Source organism: Alicyclobacillus cycloheptanicus (assembly GCF_028751525.1).
Classification (GTDB): Bacteria; Bacillota; Bacilli; order Alicyclobacillales; family Alicyclobacillaceae; genus Alicyclobacillus_L; species Alicyclobacillus_L cycloheptanicus.
This window is the reverse complement of sequence record NZ_CP067097.1, coordinates 1,467,708-1,484,077: the sequence shown is the minus strand read 5'-3', so window position 1 is coordinate 1,484,077 and position 16,370 is coordinate 1,467,708. Positions and strand designations below refer to the sequence as shown.

Below are 16,370 nucleotides of genomic sequence, written 5' to 3'. Positions count from 1 at the left end.
TGAACGCGGGAAAGGGCAGCGCCTGGAACACCCCGTGGATTTACGACTTGAGCGCACCAGCGGTCGCACCCTCAATGAAGTAGCGCTGCAAAAGCAGGAAGGCAATGACCAGCGGAGCCGCGGCGATGAGTACGCCTGCGGCGAGCAATGTCCACTCCCCCGCGTTCGTTCCGTAAAACACAAACAATCCTCTCGACAGCGGAAACAAACTGGGCGTCGCCAGAAAGACAACCGGCCCAATCAGGTCGTTCCAGATTTGAATCGCCGCGTAAATCCCCATCGTGGCAAAGGCCGGTTTCGCCAAAGGGGAAATGATGGTGGCCAGGTATCGAATATAGTTGCAGCCGTCGATGACGGCACTCTCATCCAGTTCCCTCGGAATCGTGCGAAAGTAGCCGACAAACAGGAAGAAGCCAAAGACCATCGCATCCTGGAGGTGCAAAATCATGTACCCTGGCCGATTGTCGTACAAATGCAGCATGCGAGCTTCAATGAAGAGCGGAATGTAGGCGACGGGAAAAAACAACCCGGACGTGAGCAGTGCATGAATTTTCCTGGACGCATGGATGTACCTCCGGGAGATTGGAAACGCAAGACAAACACTCAGCATGAGCGCGACGATGGTCGGGATGATGGTATACAGGATGGAGTTCAGAAAATACGCACCCATCGAGGCCTGCTGCCACGCCTGCACAAAATTGGACCACTCAAATGGGTGTGGAATGGACATCGCATGCGTTAAGAATTGCTGCTGGCTCTGCAGAGAGATGTTCACCACGTACAAGAGGGGCCCAAAATAGAAGACCACCACGACCAGCCCGACCACAATCAACAACGTGACCCAGTTCTTTTCCAGTTTGTCTTGCGAAGACCTCACGATGACATCGCCTCCTCCCTGTGCGTCAGGTATCGCTGCAGGGCAAAGACAACGATGATGGTGATGATGAACTGCAGCATGCCGATGGCGGCCCCCAGCCCCAGGTCGCCTGACCCCTGAAATGCAGTGTTGAACATGTACATTCCGAGGGTATTCGTATGGTTCGCTCCGTCCGTCAGGACGTAAATCAGGTCATACGTGCGCAGCGACCCTGCCGCCGCCAGAATGACGTTCACAGTGACGCTCGGCGCGATCATGGGGAAGGTGACACGCCAAAATCGCTTCCAGCCAGAAGCGCCATCGATTTTGGCCGCCTCATCCAACTCACGAGGTACGGTGTGGATGCCTGCTATGTAAACAACCGTCGTGAAGCCGAGGTTCGCCCATATTTGAACGAAAATCACGAGCGGCATGGCCAGTTTGCTGGAACCAAAAAACGCCGAGGAGGTTCCAAACAGCCCGAGCAGCGCAGCCGCTGGTCCTCCGGACGGCGCCAGGAGCAAGGACCACATCAGGCCGATGACGGTCACACCGAGGACGATGGGCATAAACACCAGCGTACGGAACAGCCGGACACCGGGAAATTTCTTGGTCAGCGCATTGGCCAGCCACAGAGCAATCAGATTTTGAAAAATGGTGACGCCCCCTGCGAACATCAGCGTGTCCAGCAGCGATTCCTTCAGGCCCGCCGCGTTGCTCACAAACAGTTGAATATAGTTCGCAAATCCGACAAAGTGTGTGGGCACACCCGGGATCGCCAAATAATCTGTGAAGGAAATCACCAAGGTCGCCACAGATGGAATCACACCGAACAGCAGGAAAACAAGGAGCCCGGGCGCCATGGTCAGGTAAATCAGCGATCTCTGCCGTCCACCGAATACGTTGTTCAACGGGATGTCTCCTTCGGTTGAGATTCACTTCCTACTGATTTCCGCAACCGGGGAGCCTTTATCAGGAAACATCCCCGGCGGCGACGCATTGTTATTGCGACACTTGGTTTTGCGCGTTCTGATACTCCTGTGCCAGAGCTGCTGGTGAAATTCCGCCCTCGAGCATCTTTAACTGCTCGTTCCAGAAGTTCGTGGGCTGCAAGTCATATGGACCACTGGGCAAGAGGAAATTGGGAGTCTGCTGAATCAGTCGACCCTGGCCGAACCACTTCCCCATAATCTTGGCGGTCGCGCTGGTGTACGACCCGCTTTCGCTTGGAGAAATACCCGTGGCGTCCACGTACTGACTGTAAATCGAAGGGGTTGCAAAAAAGGACAGCCACTTTTCAGCCAGTGTCTTATTCTTGCTGTTGTTCAAGACAACCCATGTCAGGTCGGCGTTGGACACCGGCTGGTTGTCAGCCGCTGTATTCGAACCGGGAAGCGGGAAGTAGCCAATCTGCATCTTGGGATTGGCCTGCAGCACGGATGAAATGTCCCAGGACCCGTCCAGCAGCATCGCTGCCTTGCCAGAAGCAAAGTCGCCGGGCATTTGCTGCCAGTTTTGACCCGCATAGTTGTCTTCCAGATAGTTTGAGGCAATCGTCTTTTCCTCTTCCAGAGCGGTCACCATCCGAGGGTCGGTCCATTTGACCTTGCCCGTGGCCAACGCATCGCTCAAATCCGTGCTGCCCAAGCTCGGTGAAATCAAATCCTGCATGAGCGGGAACATCATGAACTCAAGGTAGAAGGTCGCACCCCCGGAAATGCCCGTCCACACCGGCGTGATATGGTGGGCTTCCAACGTCTTGCAAACGTTGATAAATTGATCGTACGTGGTGGGAACCTGGAGTCCGTATTTTTGGAAAATTTCCTTGTTGTAGAAGATTCCAGTTTGGTAGACGCCAGTCACAAGGCCATAGTCTTTTCCGTTATACGCAGCGGCCTGCAAGTCCTTCGTGTTGAACTTGGACAGCCAAGGCTGCCCATTGAGCGGCATGAACACGTTGTTGACTGCCCATTCCTGCGTCTTGGACAGGTTGCTGCTGCTCATGTTGGCCGGCATCGGATCAAACGGCTGAATCGCCATGATATCTGCCGTGCCTGCCTGGACGGCCGTCTGCTGCAGGGTTTGATAACCAGTCGTGTCGTTCGCCATCGTCTGCAGGTCCACTTTGATGCCGTACTTTTTCTCGAATTCCGCGTCAATTTTTTTGACAGCGTTCACGGCCGGTGGATTGACCCACATGATGATTTTGAGGGTTCCCCCGCTGCCTTGGGAACCCGTCTTCGATGTACCGTTCGATGCTGCCTGGTTCCCTGTCCCACAGCCCACAATGACCGTACCCGCCAACGCCGTCAGCATGACGGGTGCCAGCACACTCGCTTTCTTTCCTTTCATTCATTGCCTCCCCCTTTACAATGTCGATGAACCGCCTCTAACCAGGCTCGTGCGTGACCGAAGCAGCACCACCTCCAGATGTCCCGGCTGTGTTCGCGACGAACTCAGTCACGAGGATACTTGCCCCCACGACACCTGAACGGTCGCCAAACGCAGCCGGGAGAATTTGCACGCTCTCGCGAACCTCCGGTAACGCGTATATCGAAAAGTAGCGGCGTATCGGGTCAAAGAGCACTGGACCTGCGAGCGACAGACCGCCCCCGATGACAATCACGGCTGGATCGACCAGGGTGCAGCAGTTCGCCAGCGCCATGGATAAAGCGCGCGCAGCCGCCTCATACACTTCCAAGGCAGCCGCATCCCCTTGTCTCGCCCGGTCTGCAATTGCTTCTGCCGAGTGCCGCTGTTTTCCGCTTCCCGCCATTTGCCTGTACGCCTGGACGATGGCCGGCGCCGAGACCAAGGTTTCCAGACACCCGCGTTTCCCGCAAGCACAGACGCGTCCCCCTGGGTCCATCACGATGTGGCCAATTTCCCCGGCAAAACCATGGCATCCCTCATACAATTGGCGGTTGAGAATCATGCCAGAGCCTACACCGGTCCCAATCGCCACGTACAACATGCAAGGCACCTGGTTCCCCGCACCCAGCCGATGCTCGGCAATCGCCCCAACACGTGCGTCACCCTGTACCAGGCAAGGAACGTCCAGCTTCTCCTCCATCCAACGCTTCACATTGATATTGTTCAACGCGAGGTTTGCAGCCGCGTGCACCACGCCTTCCCGGGCATTGACCAACCCCGGCAGCCCGATGCCAACGCCGGCCAGCGGTCCAAGGCCTTGGACACTGTCCGTGAGTTCCCGGATGACAGAGAGCATGCGGTTGAGAACCTCGTGGGGTTCGTTTTTCGTGACGTACGTCCTCGCACGGACTTCAGCCACCTGTCGGCTCCCCGTGAACGCCGCGCCCTTGATGGTTGTTCCCCCCACATCCAGTGCCACCACGTACGACACGTGCATCAGGACCCTTCCATCGAAAGGTAAAAGAAAAGTCTATACATTCACAGCCATCCGCAACACGAGACAAACTATTTTTTGAATTCTTTACAATCACCTTTTTCTACAGTATACACGGACTTCTATTGCAGTCAACAAAATTTTGTGATAAATCTGTATTAGATGTCGGCGTCAGATAGGTATAATCAAATGGTCAATTCCACATACGAAAGGGAATTCGTTTCATTTAGGTATAGACTTTTTCGAGCGAGAAAGTGATTTGTTTTGCATTCGGAAAGGGAGTGTGCGGGAGGTGATTGACCGCAGCAATTCTGTGCCTTTATATTTGCAAGTCAAACAGTGGATGGTAGAAAAAATGGATTCCGGCGAATGGCAGGAAGGCGACATGATTCAGCCGGAGCGGGAGCTGGCGGAGGATTTCGGCGTGAACCGGCTCACCGTGCGCCAAGCCATCAGCGAATTGGCGGCCGAGGGGCGGGTGGTTCGAACACGCGGACGGGGTACGTTTGTCTCTTCTCCGAAAATACAACAGCCTTTGGGTCAATTGACCTCCTTCACGGAGGACATGAGGCGGCTGGGGATGGTGGCCAGTTCGCGCGTGTTGAAGCTCGAAATCCGCGAAGCCACCGCTGTCGAACGCACGATGCTTGCACTGCCGCCACAAGGACTCGTGTTCGAGCTCAACCGGCTGCGCTTGGCGGACGGGATCCCCATGGCATTGGAGAACGCTGTCCTGTGCTACGAACTGTGTGAAAAATTGACGGAGGTATCGTTCGTCGAACTGCAGTCCTTGTACGTCGCACTCAAAGAAAAATGCGGACTGGAACTGACACGCGCCCATCAGACGATTGAGACGCTGGTGCCGCCGCAGCACATGGCAGAGCTCCTCAAATCGCCAGAAGGCGCACCCGTCCTCAAGATGACCCGAAAGACATTCACCAGAGACGGGACCCCTGTCGAGTGGGTCAGGTCGTTTTACCGCGGCGACCGCTATCGATTCGAGTCCGAGCTCTTGTTGTAGCCGCGTGACCGCTGAGATGTGCGTCCATTTGAGTAACGAATGTCAAAGAGGAGGCGGCAGGAGCGTGGTTTCTGCAGAATCGTTTTTTGCCAGCGTGGATGACGCGCTGACCAAGGTCAAGACGACCCAACTGCCCGCCATCAAGCGAGTGGCCGGCCGGTTGGCGAACCGCATTCGGATTGGCGGTGTCGTTCACTTGTTCGGTACCGGCCACTCCAGGGTATTCGCAATGGAAATGTGCAACCGCGCGGGCGGCCTCGTCCCCATGCACATGATATCGACCGACGACCTGCAGCGCAGGGGCGTACGAGCCGCGAGTGACCTCGAAGATCCGAGCCTCGAACGTGATCCGCAAGTGGCGCATGAACTGCTCGCCTGCTGTGACATCCAGCCAGCGGACGCCGCCATCATCGTTTCTCACTCAGGCCGCAACGGCGCGCTGGTCGAGTTCGCGCTGCTCCTGAAAGACAGGGGCATCCCGGTGATTGGCGTAACGTCCATGAGCCACACCTTGTCGGTCGCCTCGCGGCATCCGTCGGGCAAGCGGCTGTTCGAAGTTGCAGACGATGTCATTGACAACTGCGGACCGGTGGGTGACGCGATGCTGTACGACGAGCGGCTAGGCACAAAAGTTTGCCCGATTTCATCGGTCACCGGGGCCGTCATCGCGCAGTGCCTGACCGCCGAAATCACACGGAACTTGCTCGAATGGGGCGTGTCAGTCCCCGTGTTGAAGAGTTCCAACCTGGATGGTGCCGATGCTTGGAACGAAACCGTTCGTCTTACAACAGACGACCGGAGGCGGGAGTGACGGCTGTGAAACAGGCAATCCAAGGGGAAGTGTCCGGGGTGGTCCAGCAAATCCTCGTCGAGGCGGGGCGCATTCAGGCCATCGGAAGGTTCACGCAGAACGAACTGACTGGCTGCCAACTCATCGACACCGGAGGAAAACTGCTGCCTGGGTTCATCGACGTGCACGTGCACGGCGGAGGCGGTGCCGAGACGATGGACGGGACGATGGAGGCATACCGTCAAATCTGCCAAACCCACGCCAGGCACGGTACCACCGCGTTACTGTTGACGACCATCACAGAAAGTGACACCGCCATTGAACGCGCCTTGCGCGCTTATCGCCCGGAGCTCGAAACGGGGGGCGCAGAAGTGCTCGGGTTCCATCTCGAAGGGCCATTCATCCATCCCAACCGGCCTGGTGCGCAGTCGCAAGCGCACATCAAACCCCCATCGGTGGACCGCTTGCGCCGATGGATGGAAACTTCGGGTGGCACCGTGCGATACATCACACTGGCGCCAGAACTAGAAGGCGCTGACGAATTGATTGATGAAGCCCAGCGTCTCGGGGTGGTGGTGGCCGCTGGTCACTCCAACGCCACGTACAAAGAGGCCCGCAGAGCCTTCGCGCGCGGCGTACAGAGCACGACCCACCTGTTCAACGCCATGACCGGCCTTCATCACCGCGCGCCAGGCTTGGCCGGCGCCGCGCTGGACACGGTCGAAGCCTACGTCGAGCTCATTGCTGACACACACCATGTGCACCCGGCCGTCATGCGCATCGCAATTGGGCAAAAAGGGGTGCATCGCGTGCTGCTCATCACGGACGCGATCCGCGCTGCCGGCATGCCGGAGGGCACGTATGACCTGGGCCAGCAGACCGTCACCTACCGAAACGGCACCGTCCGATTGCCAGATGGTACGCTGGCGGGCAGTGTACTGACACTGGACCGAGCCGTGCAGAACCTGCTGGCCTGCGATGCGCTGCAGGACGCGGACATACCGGTCGTGACATCGGGCAACCAGGCCGCGCTCCTGAACCTGCCGCATGGCCGCCTCGCCGCGGGACACCCGGCGAACCTGGTCGCCGTCAATGCTGCATGGGACGTCACGCACACCTTTGTGCGCGGACAGCTGGTGTACCAGGCATAAGATGGATGCCCAGGGTGTGCCGGCGCGCAATTCATACGACCTGTTCAATCGCGATGCATGGACCACGGAGGGATCACGATGAGAATCCGCGTCTTCGACAGCCCGCACGACGCAGGCATCTATGTGGCGGCACTCGCGGAACGGGTGATTGTCCAGCGCCCTCAACCGGTGCTGGGCCTTGCCACGGGACGCACGCCCATCCCGTTCTACGAAGCACTGGTTCGCCTGCATCAGTGCGGGCTCGATTTGTCCAACGTGATTGCCATTAACCTCGACGAATACATTGGCCTGCCGCCGGACCATGAACAAAGTTATGCCTGCTTCATGAAACGCCACTTGTTCTCCAGGACCAACATTGCACCAGAAAACATCCACATCCCGAACGGTGTGGCCTCGGATTTGGCGCAAGAGTGCGCGCGGTACGACGCGATTGTGCGGCGCTGCCCGATTGACTTTCAAATCCTCGGCATCGGCGTGAACGGTCACATCGGGTTTAACGAACCCGACGATTTGTTGTTGACGAAGACGCACGTCGTCGACCTGCGTCCTGAAACCGTACAAAGCAATGCCGCCCTCTTCGAGCGCGTGGAGGACGTGCCAAAACAGGCCATCACGGTTGGCATGCAGGCCATCCTGCAAGCGGAAGAGATTGTCCTGATGGCCTTCGGGCAGAAAAAAGCGCACATCATCGCGGAAACGGTGCTGGGTGAAATTCGCACCGAGGTGCCTGCGAGTGTGCTCCAGTTGCACAAAAACGTGACGGTCGTCCTCGACAAGGAGGCTGCCCGCGACCTGTTTGCGGCAGACGGAACCCTGCGGACCGAGCCCTGAAGCAAAGACCCGCTTCTTCGCCACGGCGGTCCGTCATCACACCGGTTTCATCGGTCACTTCGTCAGCCGAACGCTGAAACTGTACGTGGGTGACACGGACCTGCACGTAGAAACTTCCTCGGGCAGTTCGCCCATTTTGCAGAGCGCTTCGACTTTCTCCTTGTCGACCACTTCCACCAGACACTTCTTCATCATAGTAGAATCGAGCAGCTGTGACAGTGCGTCGACATCATACAAGGTATACCTGGAAGTCACCTTTGCCCGCTCCTGAACGGTCAGATGAATCTTGCCGCTGTGCTGACGGTCTGAAATCACCTGCACGTCGTTGGCCTTCATGTACGGCTCAATGATGTTCCGCATCTCCTGCATCCGTTCCTCAAGCTGCTTGTACACCCGGTACACTTCGATATATTGGTCAACCGCATCCTGAACGGATTTTGGAATGTCGTCCCGCACGTCGAGCCCCCCTCCCTGTCTCGTACACTAATGTCTATGAGAGGCTCGGCCGGTTATGACGCGATAGGACGCGAACACATCCATGAAAAAAGATGGAAGGCGCCCTCGGCCCTTCCATCTCCTTACTTGCACACTTTTCAATTTGCAGCAGCGTCTGCAGCGTCTTTCATCCACTGGTGGGCCTAAGAGGACTCGAACCTCTGACCTCACGATTATCAGTCGTGCGCTCTAGCCAGCTGAGCTATAGGCCCATATGGTGCGGTCGAGAGGACTTGAACCTCCACGGGGTTGCCCCCACAAGAACCTGAATCTTGCGCGTCTGCCAATTCCGCCACGACCGCATGCGATGTAATTGACGCCTTGTTGCTGGCGGAGTGAGAGGGATTCGAACCCTCGATACGCTTTGTGGCGTATACTCGCTTAGCAGGCGAGCGCCTTCGACCGACTCGGCCATCACTCCATGTGGTGGGTCATGAAGGACTCGAACCTTCAACCTGCCGATTAAGAGTCGGATGCTCTACCAATTGAGCTAATGACCCATGGACTTACCTGGTGGAGGGGGAAGGATTCGAACCTTCGAAGCTTTCGCAACGGATTTACAGTCCGCCCCATTTGGCCACTTTGGTACCCCTCCATGGAGCCACCTGTCGGATTCGAACCGACGACCTGCTCATTACGAGTGAGCCGCTCTACCCCTGAGCCAAGGTGGCCTCACCGATCGCAGCGGGTGGATTCACACCACGGCGCCACGGGTACGACGTGCGCTCTAACCAACTGCGCTGCGCCGATGGAAACTGGCGGAGCTGACGGGATTCGAACCCGCGGTCTCCTGCGTGACAGGCAGGCATGTTAGGCCTCTACACCACAGCTCCACAAATTGGCTGCCGAACTAGGACTCGAACCTAGACTAACTGATCCAGAGTCAGTCGTGCTACCATTACACCATTCGGCACCGTTCTGCTGCATCCCATGACTGTACGATCACGATGTGCGCACCATCATGGTGGCTCGGGACGGAATCGAACCGCCGACACGAGGATTTTCAGTCCTCTGCTCTACCGACTGAGCTACCGAGCCATTGGTTGCGGGGGCAGGACTCGAACCTGCGACCTTCGGGTTATGAGCCCGACGAGCTGCCAACTGCTCCACCCCGCGATGAAAACTGGAGCGGAAGACGGGATTCGAACCCGCGACCCTCGCCTTGGCAAGGCGATGCTCTACCCCTGAGCCACTTCCGCATGTATGGTGACCCCAAGGGGACTCGAACCCCTGTTACCGCCGTGAAAGGGCGGTGTCTTAACCGCTTGACCATGGGGCCAATCTTTGATAAGGCTCTGGAGCTCCCAATCGGATTCGAACCGATGACCTCATCCTTACCATGGATGCGCTCTGCCGACTGAGCTATGGGAGCATGGCTCCCCGAGTAGGATTCGAACCTACGACCCTCCGGTTAACAGCCGGATGCTCTACCGCTGAGCTATCGAGGAAGACTGGTGGAGGTAAACGGATTCGAACCGATGACCCCCTGCGTGCAAAGCAGGTGCTCTCCCAGCTGAGCTATACCCCCGTATGAGCCATGGTGGACTCGAACCACCGACACCCTGATTAAAAGTCAGGTGCTCTACCAACTGAGCTAATGGCTCATTTGGAGCGGGTGATGGGAATCGAACCCACGCGACCAGCTTGGAAGGCTGGAGTTCTACCATTGAACTACACCCGCGAGCGATGTAAGGTGACATCCTGATGAGTCACGCGTCTGCCACGACAAATCACAGCGACGTTTGCTAATTTACCACGGATCTCCCGTGCGAATCAATGGAATTTATTTCTAATCGAGTAGGAGGGGGCGGCTAGCCCCCGACCTCTCACACCACCTAGCATGCGGGTCCGCACTAGGCGGTTCATGAAACACCACGAAGTTCCAGGTACCTTTCCTTTAGACTCTTCAGACCCAGCGCTTCAAAATACGTCTTGTCCATGGCTTTGTTCAGATTCTTCGCCATTAGCCACGGCCCGCGACGCGAATTCGCCATCATGTGCACGATCCACTCGGGTTGTTCGAGTGCTCGGAGTTTGCGATATCGGGTTTTGACCCGTTTCCACTGTTTCCAAATGCACATTCGAAGTCTCCGTCGTATCCATTCATCCAACCGTTCGCAATGCCCTTTCATCTGTGCAACCCGGAAGTAAGCCACCCAACCCATGATGTATGCATTGAGTTGCCTTATCCGCTCGGACAATGGCATGCTTCGTGTCCGGCTGGTCATCTGGCGGACCCTGTCTTTGAATCGCTCAATGGTCCTGTCAGCCAATCGAATCGGAGCCTGCTTTCCGTATAGAAAACTGAACCCCAGAAACTTTCGTCGCTGTGGTCTGTCTACGGCACTCTTGTCTCGATTGACCTTGAGTTTCGGGTCTTCTTCCAGGTATCTCGTGAGCGAGGTCATCACTCGTTCGCCCGCTCTGCGCGACTTGACGTAAATGTTGCAGTCGTCCGCGTAGCGGACGAACTTGTGCCCACGCTTTGTGAGCTCTTGGTCGAAGTCATCCAGCAGAATGTTCGCCAGAAGGGGGCTGAGCGGGCCACCTTGCGGTGTACCCTCTTCACTTCGCACCACGACCCCGTTCTCTAATACACCCGCGTTCAGGTAGGCACGGATGAGTTTCAGAATTCGCTTGTCCTCCACTTTTCGTGCCACTCGTGCCATCAGCATGTCGTGGTTCACGCGGTCGAAGAACGCTGCCAAGTCCATGTCAACTGTCCACGCATAACCTTCCCGGATGTACTCCTGGGCCTTCTTCACCGCGTCGTGGGCTTTCCGCCCAGGACGGAACCCAAAGCTGTTTGGTGAGAATCCAGAATCAAAGATCGGTGTGAGCACCTGGAGAAGTGCTTGCTGGATGAGTCGGTCCAACACAGTAGGAATCCCCAGCTTCCTCATCCCGCCTCCGGGTTTCGGAATTTCGACCCGCCTGACCGGTTGAGGCTTGTAAGCTCCTGTGAGCAGCTGCTGACGAATGTCAGCCCAGTGCATCTGGACGTACGACCGTAGTTGTTCTACCGTCACTCCGTCCGTGCCCGGCGCTCCTTTGTTCGACTCAACTCGCTTGAGGGCGAGCAACATATTCTCTCGCTGTAACATTCTTTCCAGCAAGTTGGTACTGTCTTCGCAGGATGGGGTCTGTCCTTGTGCCGATGACGAACTCGGCCCTCGCTCTCCAGCCTCTCGCGGCTTCACCGCTACCCTCTGGATGGAGGCCCCTTGCGGGATATTCTGCTGTCTTTGCTCGTCATACGAACGCATCCAGTCCATCCTCGTTTCATGTTCAGCCCTTCCGCAGACATACGCATGTCTGCGTACTATGGCCTCTGCTGACTCCTGTCCGTTCAGCGTCGCCTCTCGACGACGGTTGCCGGCTCTACCGGTGTACCAGACAGGTCTCCCCGGATAAGAGCAGCCTCTTTCCTCTCATGCACCCGCCGCAGTCTACTGCCACAACCCTTGGCGACTTCGGACTTTGTTGTGTGTAGGCAACTCATCCAGTTATGACAGCCTCAAATGCGGTTCGTGTACCTCGGGTCGAGAGTTTGCCTCCAGCTTCCTTCAGATTCTGCCTCACAGCAGACACCCTTGCTCTTGGCTATGGTAGGTATGTCGCCAACCCCCATTCGGGACTTTCACCCTATAGAGAACCGCCCATGCCGGGCGTACAACCAGAATGGGTTGTCAGCGCTCACTGACAACCCATCCAAACGGTCGCAGATGCGGCCGCTGCCCATCAGGCAACAGCGGCTGCCTGCTCGTCCGAAGACCAGCTGCCGCCCGCTGCTCAGGCGATTAGGCTGCCTGCAAATAATTCGTCAGGTTTTGTGAAAACTCCCGGACAATCTGGTCCGCCTTCCGCTTGATCAACGGCTGCGCGAGTTCGCCCAGCTTGCCTGCAATGACAACATCCGCGTCAATCTGAAGGACGGAACCCTCGCCCGCCGCGTTTGGCCCGAGCTTCATACGGAACTTCCCGTAAACATTGCCAGAGCGGGAGTCGGACATCGAGACCGTCGCCTCCATCACCTGGTCAGCCTCGTCCACCACCAAATCTGCACTTCCCTTGAACCGAAGCGCAATCGGACCCAGCTTGGTCATGATTTTCACGTCAAAATGGCCCGGGGCCGACTCCTCGGCCTCTTCCACGCCCGGAATGCAGTGAACCATCGCCAGCGTATCCTGAAGCTTGCGCCAGGTTTCTTCCACTGAACTCTGTACGTCCACGTGATAGGTAAAATTCACGCTCTCATCCCCTTGTCCGATTTCTGGTCCACCAAAGAACGCAGCACGCGTTTCGTCCACACCGCTGCCATGTCTCGCTTGTACTGCTCGCTGCCCCTGGCATCGTCCCAAGGCTCGACCGTATTGCGGACCACCTCAGAGACGTCGTCCAAACGGCCGTCGTTCACCTCATGCCCAATCAGAAGCTGCTCCGCATCGGCGATCCGGCAGGCCACCGGACCCGCCCCGCCCACTGCGATGCGTACGTCCGCAATGGTGTGCCCGTCTGCCGCAAACGCCACGCTGGCCGCCACACCCACCGTGCAGTAGTCGTCCTGGCTGCGCGGCCGAAACTTCACATAGCGCGACCGCCTGGCGATCGCGGCGGCAGGAATGGTCACATCCATCATGATTTCGTCCGGGGCAATCGCCGTTTCCATCGTATCTACAAAGAACGCATCCAGCGGGACCGTTCGTTCCGCATCCGCGGAGCGCAGCTTCACGCTGGCGTCCAGCGCCAGCAGCAGCGGCGGCAGGTCCTGCGCCGGATCGGCATGGACCAGGTGCCCGCCCAGCGTCGCGACGTTTCGCACCCGAACGTTTGCGATGACGCTGGCGGTTTCCGACAAGCTGGGGATCACGCCCGCCAAAAACGGCGAGAGCTCAATGTCGCGCAGGCGCGTCATCGCGCCCAGGCGCACCGCCCCGTCCGGCAGCCGCGAGATGCCGTAAAGTTCCGAAACCCGCTCCAGGCCAATCACCAGGTCCGGCGCCAGCAGCCCCTGCTTCATCAAAATCGTGGAGGCCGCGCCGCCGCCCCAGAAAATCGCTTCCGCCTCTGTGTCCTGCAGTGACAATGCTTCATCGACCGTTGTGGGGAATGACAGTTTAAACGGCTGCATGTTCTTGCCCCCACCGTTCCGCCGCAAGTTCGATGGCCCTGATGATGGATTGATAGCCTGTGCAGCGGCACAGGTTTCCCGCCATGAAGTGGCGAATCTCATCCACGGTCGGCCGGTGGTTTTCCTTCAGCAAACCAACCGCCGACATGACCTGTCCAGGCGTGCAAATCCCGCATTGCAGGCCTTCACATTCCACAAACGACTCTTGCACGATCCGCCATAACTTCGGGTCAGGGGCGCCTTCCGGCACATCATCGCGATCCATCACCGCCTGCAGGCCTTCAGCCGTGAAGAGGTGGCCGCCGTTTGCAAAAACCGCCGGCATCAGGCACGAACTGACCGTTTTCCCGTTCAAAAACACGGTGCACAGGCCGCAAATCCCAATCGAGCAGGCCTCTTTCGTACCCGTCAGATGAAGTTCTTTCCGAAGAAAATCGATGAGCAGGGTGCCGGCCTCCACCTCAGCGACGATGCGCTCGCCATTCACATGCAGCTCAAGTGATTCCGTCATCTCGCATCCTCCTTCGCGCGGAGTGCAAAGTATACCTGTTCGGCCGTGATGGGCAGTGCCTTCATCCGAACACCGACCGCGTCGGCAATCGCATTGGCAATCGCCGCCGGCACAGCCACGTTGGACAATTCCCCTGCGGCTTTCACATTTTCCTCGCCAATGCCGCGTCCACCCTCCACGAGCGCCATATGCACGCGCGGAATATCCTCCATGGAAGGCAGCTTGTACTCGCCCAGACTCGCGTGGGTGACACGTCCATCTTCAATCATCAGGTCTTCCAGCACAGCCTCCCCAAACCCGAAGATGACGCCGCCTTCGAGCTGCAAGTAGTGGGAGGTGGGATTGATGATATTGGCGACGTCGTAGGCCGCATAGATGTCCTCCACCACGATTTGGCCGGTGCCCCGGTCAACGCGGACGACCGCAATGGTCACATTGTATGAACAGACATGTTCGATGTCGTTGGCATTGTGGCTGACACGCAGCCAATTTCCTTCCCACGCTGCCGCAAAATCGGATAGAGCTCTCTGCAAATCAGGCAGCGTATACCCATTTGGCAGGTGGAATCGTTCATGCAGAACGGACAACAGCTGCTTTCCTGCCTGATGAAGCGCCTCACTGGCCGTCACCGTCACGCGGCTTCCGCCGCACCCCGTGTCCCACTTCAATTCACTCGTCTCCGCCTGACGAACGGTGATGAGATGCGGCGGCATCGACAACAGCCTGCTCAAGATGTTTCTGCCCAGTGTCAGCTGCCCCCCGCCCTGGTCGGGAAACGGGACATGCACAATGAGTTCGCCCGAACGCGTCGGTTCCAGGCCAATCTCGGTGACACCGCCGTGGGTCGGCCGCTGATAAAACGTATATCCCACGCCCCGTGCCCAATCGCCTTCCTCCGGCAGGGGCGGTGTGTCCGCCTGTGACAGCAGGGCTTTCGCGGCCTCCAGCGTCTCTCTCGAGCGAACTTCGAGATAAGGGTCGCCAAGTGGGGATTTGTCCCCGTCCTGCAGCATGTTGCGTTCGCGAATCACCAGCGGGTCGATGCCAAGCTCGCGTGCCGCCATGTCAATCAGACTCTCGACCGGAAAATGCATCTGGACCGATCCCGGCGCTCTCGCATGGCCCCGCGGCACCGTGTTGGTATACGCGATGGTGCTTTGAATCCGAATCGACGGAATCCGATAGGCTGAGCCTGCATCCGGAATCCCAATCAAGTTGACATCGGCCATCGGCTTGAACCCAGCGTACGCGCCGCCGTTCAACACTGCGTCCACTTCCAGGGCCGTGAAACGGCCTTCTTCATTCAGCCCCAGTCGAACGGTCACGGATGACGAATGGCGCGGGTCGGCCGCCATGAGGTCCTCGGCGTACGACATCCGCAGCTTGACCGGGCGCCCCGTCGCCTGCGCCAGCGAAATCGTGAGCGGGATCTCCATCGGCGAACCCTTGCCGCCAAAATCGCCGCCAATGAACACAGGGTGAATGTGGACCTGCGTCTGCTCGACGCCCATCCACTCCGCCAGCTGCTGTCGGAGTCGATAGGGGGCCTTATTGGGCGCCCAGATTTCCACCTCGTCTTCGTCCACACGCGCAATGCAGGCGTGCGGCTCCAAGTAGCCCTGATGCCGCGTGCCGGTACAGAATGTATCCGTGAACACATATTTCGACTGCGCGAGGGCTTCTGAAACCTCTCCCCCGTTGGCAAGCACAACGCGCGACTGCAGATTCGGATGGTCGCCTTCGTGCGTGACTGACCCTCTGTACAGCCATGGCGCGTCATGCAACACGGGCGCATCCGCTTGCAGCGCTTCTCTCGCATCAAACACCGCAGGCAGTGGTTCATACTCTACATCAATCAACGTTAAGGCTTCCTGCGCCACTTCTTCCGAAATCGCCGCCACCGCAGCGACCCTGTCTCCGACAAACAACACCTTGTCCTTCGCCAACACCGGAATGTCCCAAATCGACCGGCCAAACCGCCCATAAGGAATGTCCTGTGCCGTCAGAACCGCGACGACGCCCGGCAGTGCCAGCGCCTCATCCACATGGATGGAGACAATTCTTGCATGCGGGTAGGGACTGCGCAAAACCGCGCCGTACAACATATTGGGAAGGGAAATGTCGTCGGTGTACTTGGCCTCACCGCGAACCTTCAACATCCCGTCGACGCGCGTGAGCTTCCGTGCGGAAGGAGGAGCTTGCGTAACCGGCACGGTT

General features: G+C 57.8%; 14 protein-coding genes and 17 tRNA genes. 4 read left to right on the top strand and 27 right to left on the bottom strand.

Annotated elements, in window-relative coordinates; translation table 11 throughout:
- Positions 1 to 40 precede the first annotated feature (40 nt).
- From JI721_RS06755 to JI721_RS06740, 4 genes are all read right to left on the bottom strand, one after another.
- A complete protein-coding gene (locus JI721_RS06755) occupies positions 41 to 877 on the bottom strand; it encodes a carbohydrate ABC transporter permease (protein WP_274457270.1) in 837 nt (278 codons plus the stop codon).
- Positions 874 to 1,767, bottom strand: coding sequence for a carbohydrate ABC transporter permease (locus tag JI721_RS06750; RefSeq protein ID WP_274457269.1), 894 nt, complete (start codon positions 1,765 to 1,767; stop codon positions 874 to 876). Before JI721_RS06750 ends, JI721_RS06755 begins: the two co-directional genes overlap by 4 nt.
- 91 nt (positions 1,768 to 1,858) lie before the next feature.
- Complete coding sequence (locus JI721_RS06745; protein ID WP_274457268.1) at positions 1,859 to 3,208, bottom strand: ABC transporter substrate-binding protein; 1,350 nt, start codon at positions 3,206 to 3,208, stop codon at positions 1,859 to 1,861.
- A gap of 37 nt (positions 3,209 to 3,245) precedes the next feature.
- Positions 3,246 to 4,226, bottom strand: coding sequence for an ROK family protein (locus tag JI721_RS06740; protein ID WP_274457267.1), 981 nt, complete (start codon positions 4,224 to 4,226; stop codon positions 3,246 to 3,248).
- Between the two features lie 289 nt (positions 4,227 to 4,515).
- Between JI721_RS06740 and JI721_RS06735 the strand changes: the two genes are divergently transcribed.
- The 4 genes from JI721_RS06735 (at position 4,516) to nagB (ending at position 8,016) form a co-directional block, all read left to right on the top strand.
- A complete protein-coding gene (locus JI721_RS06735) occupies positions 4,516 to 5,244 on the top strand; it encodes a GntR family transcriptional regulator (protein ID WP_274457266.1) in 729 nt (242 codons plus the stop codon).
- 64 nt (positions 5,245 to 5,308) lie between these two features.
- Positions 5,309 to 6,055, top strand: a complete 747-nt coding sequence (locus JI721_RS06730) for an SIS domain-containing protein (protein ID WP_274457265.1) — start codon at positions 5,309 to 5,311, stop codon at positions 6,053 to 6,055.
- 5 nt (positions 6,056 to 6,060) lie between these two features.
- The gene (nagA, locus tag JI721_RS06725) at positions 6,061 to 7,185 is read left to right on the top strand and encodes an N-acetylglucosamine-6-phosphate deacetylase (RefSeq protein WP_274457263.1); all 1,125 of its coding nucleotides are present in this window, start codon (positions 6,061 to 6,063) and stop codon (positions 7,183 to 7,185) included.
- A 78-nt stretch (positions 7,186 to 7,263) separates the two neighbouring features.
- Positions 7,264 to 8,016, top strand: coding sequence for a glucosamine-6-phosphate deaminase (nagB, locus tag JI721_RS06720; protein ID WP_274457262.1), 753 nt, complete (start codon positions 7,264 to 7,266; stop codon positions 8,014 to 8,016).
- A 54-nt stretch (positions 8,017 to 8,070) separates the two neighbouring features.
- Here the strand turns inward: nagB and JI721_RS06715 are convergent, their stop codons facing one another.
- The 23 genes from JI721_RS06715 to JI721_RS06605 all read right to left on the bottom strand — a co-directional run bounded on the left by JI721_RS06715 (position 8,071) and on the right by JI721_RS06605 (position 16,366).
- The gene (locus tag JI721_RS06715) at positions 8,071 to 8,472 is read right to left on the bottom strand and encodes a DUF7376 domain-containing protein (protein WP_274457261.1); all 402 of its coding nucleotides are present in this window, start codon (positions 8,470 to 8,472) and stop codon (positions 8,071 to 8,073) included.
- A gap of 174 nt (positions 8,473 to 8,646) precedes the next feature.
- Positions 8,647 to 8,723 (bottom strand) — tRNA-Ile (locus JI721_RS06710).
- A 3-nt stretch (positions 8,724 to 8,726) separates the two neighbouring features.
- A tRNA-Leu gene (locus tag JI721_RS06705) sits at positions 8,727 to 8,813 on the bottom strand.
- A gap of 26 nt (positions 8,814 to 8,839) precedes the next feature.
- Positions 8,840 to 8,932 (bottom strand) — tRNA-Ser (locus JI721_RS06700).
- A 3-nt stretch (positions 8,933 to 8,935) separates the two neighbouring features.
- Positions 8,936 to 9,011, bottom strand: a tRNA-Lys gene (locus JI721_RS06695).
- An 11-nt stretch (positions 9,012 to 9,022) separates the two neighbouring features.
- Positions 9,023 to 9,106 (bottom strand) — tRNA-Tyr (locus JI721_RS06690).
- Between the two features lies 1 nt (position 9,107).
- Positions 9,108 to 9,182: transfer RNA gene (locus JI721_RS06685), tRNA-Thr, on the bottom strand.
- 85 nt (positions 9,183 to 9,267) lie between these two features.
- A tRNA-Asp gene (locus JI721_RS06680) sits at positions 9,268 to 9,344 on the bottom strand.
- Between the two features lie 6 nt (positions 9,345 to 9,350).
- Positions 9,351 to 9,424 (bottom strand) — tRNA-Gln (locus tag JI721_RS06675).
- Between the two features lie 49 nt (positions 9,425 to 9,473).
- A tRNA-Phe gene (locus JI721_RS06670) sits at positions 9,474 to 9,549 on the bottom strand.
- A 2-nt stretch (positions 9,550 to 9,551) separates the two neighbouring features.
- Positions 9,552 to 9,627, bottom strand: a tRNA-Met gene (locus JI721_RS06665).
- 8 nt (positions 9,628 to 9,635) lie between these two features.
- A tRNA-Gly gene (locus tag JI721_RS06660) sits at positions 9,636 to 9,710 on the bottom strand.
- A 5-nt stretch (positions 9,711 to 9,715) separates the two neighbouring features.
- Positions 9,716 to 9,790: transfer RNA gene (locus JI721_RS06655), tRNA-Glu, on the bottom strand.
- Between the two features lie 17 nt (positions 9,791 to 9,807).
- A tRNA-Thr gene (locus JI721_RS06650) sits at positions 9,808 to 9,883 on the bottom strand.
- A 1-nt stretch (position 9,884) separates the two neighbouring features.
- A tRNA-Asn gene (locus JI721_RS06645) sits at positions 9,885 to 9,959 on the bottom strand.
- A gap of 4 nt (positions 9,960 to 9,963) precedes the next feature.
- Positions 9,964 to 10,039: transfer RNA gene (locus JI721_RS06640), tRNA-Ala, on the bottom strand.
- 3 nt (positions 10,040 to 10,042) lie between these two features.
- Positions 10,043 to 10,115 (bottom strand) — tRNA-Lys (locus tag JI721_RS06635).
- 3 nt (positions 10,116 to 10,118) lie between these two features.
- A tRNA-Gly gene (locus tag JI721_RS06630) sits at positions 10,119 to 10,192 on the bottom strand.
- Between the two features lie 181 nt (positions 10,193 to 10,373).
- Positions 10,374 to 11,777 (bottom strand): group II intron reverse transcriptase/maturase, encoded by a 1,404-nt coding sequence (gene ltrA, locus JI721_RS06625; RefSeq protein ID WP_274457260.1) that lies wholly within the window; start codon positions 11,775 to 11,777, stop codon positions 10,374 to 10,376.
- Between the two features lie 534 nt (positions 11,778 to 12,311).
- Positions 12,312 to 12,761 (bottom strand): SRPBCC family protein, encoded by a 450-nt coding sequence (locus tag JI721_RS06620; protein WP_274457259.1) that lies wholly within the window; start codon positions 12,759 to 12,761, stop codon positions 12,312 to 12,314.
- On the bottom strand, positions 12,758 to 13,642 hold the full coding sequence (locus JI721_RS06615) for an FAD binding domain-containing protein (protein ID WP_274457258.1): 885 nt from the start codon (positions 13,640 to 13,642) through the stop codon (positions 12,758 to 12,760). Before JI721_RS06615 ends, JI721_RS06620 begins: the two co-directional genes overlap by 4 nt.
- A complete protein-coding gene (locus JI721_RS06610) occupies positions 13,629 to 14,153 on the bottom strand; it encodes a (2Fe-2S)-binding protein (protein ID WP_274457257.1) in 525 nt (174 codons plus the stop codon). The genes JI721_RS06615 and JI721_RS06610 overlap by 14 nt, the downstream gene beginning before the upstream one ends.
- Positions 14,150 to 16,366 carry a xanthine dehydrogenase family protein molybdopterin-binding subunit gene (locus JI721_RS06605; RefSeq protein ID WP_274457256.1) on the bottom strand — a complete coding sequence of 739 codons (2,217 nt, stop codon included), beginning with the start codon at positions 16,364 to 16,366 and terminating at the stop codon, positions 14,150 to 14,152. Before JI721_RS06605 ends, JI721_RS06610 begins: the two co-directional genes overlap by 4 nt.
- Positions 16,367 to 16,370: the final 4 nt, after the last annotated feature.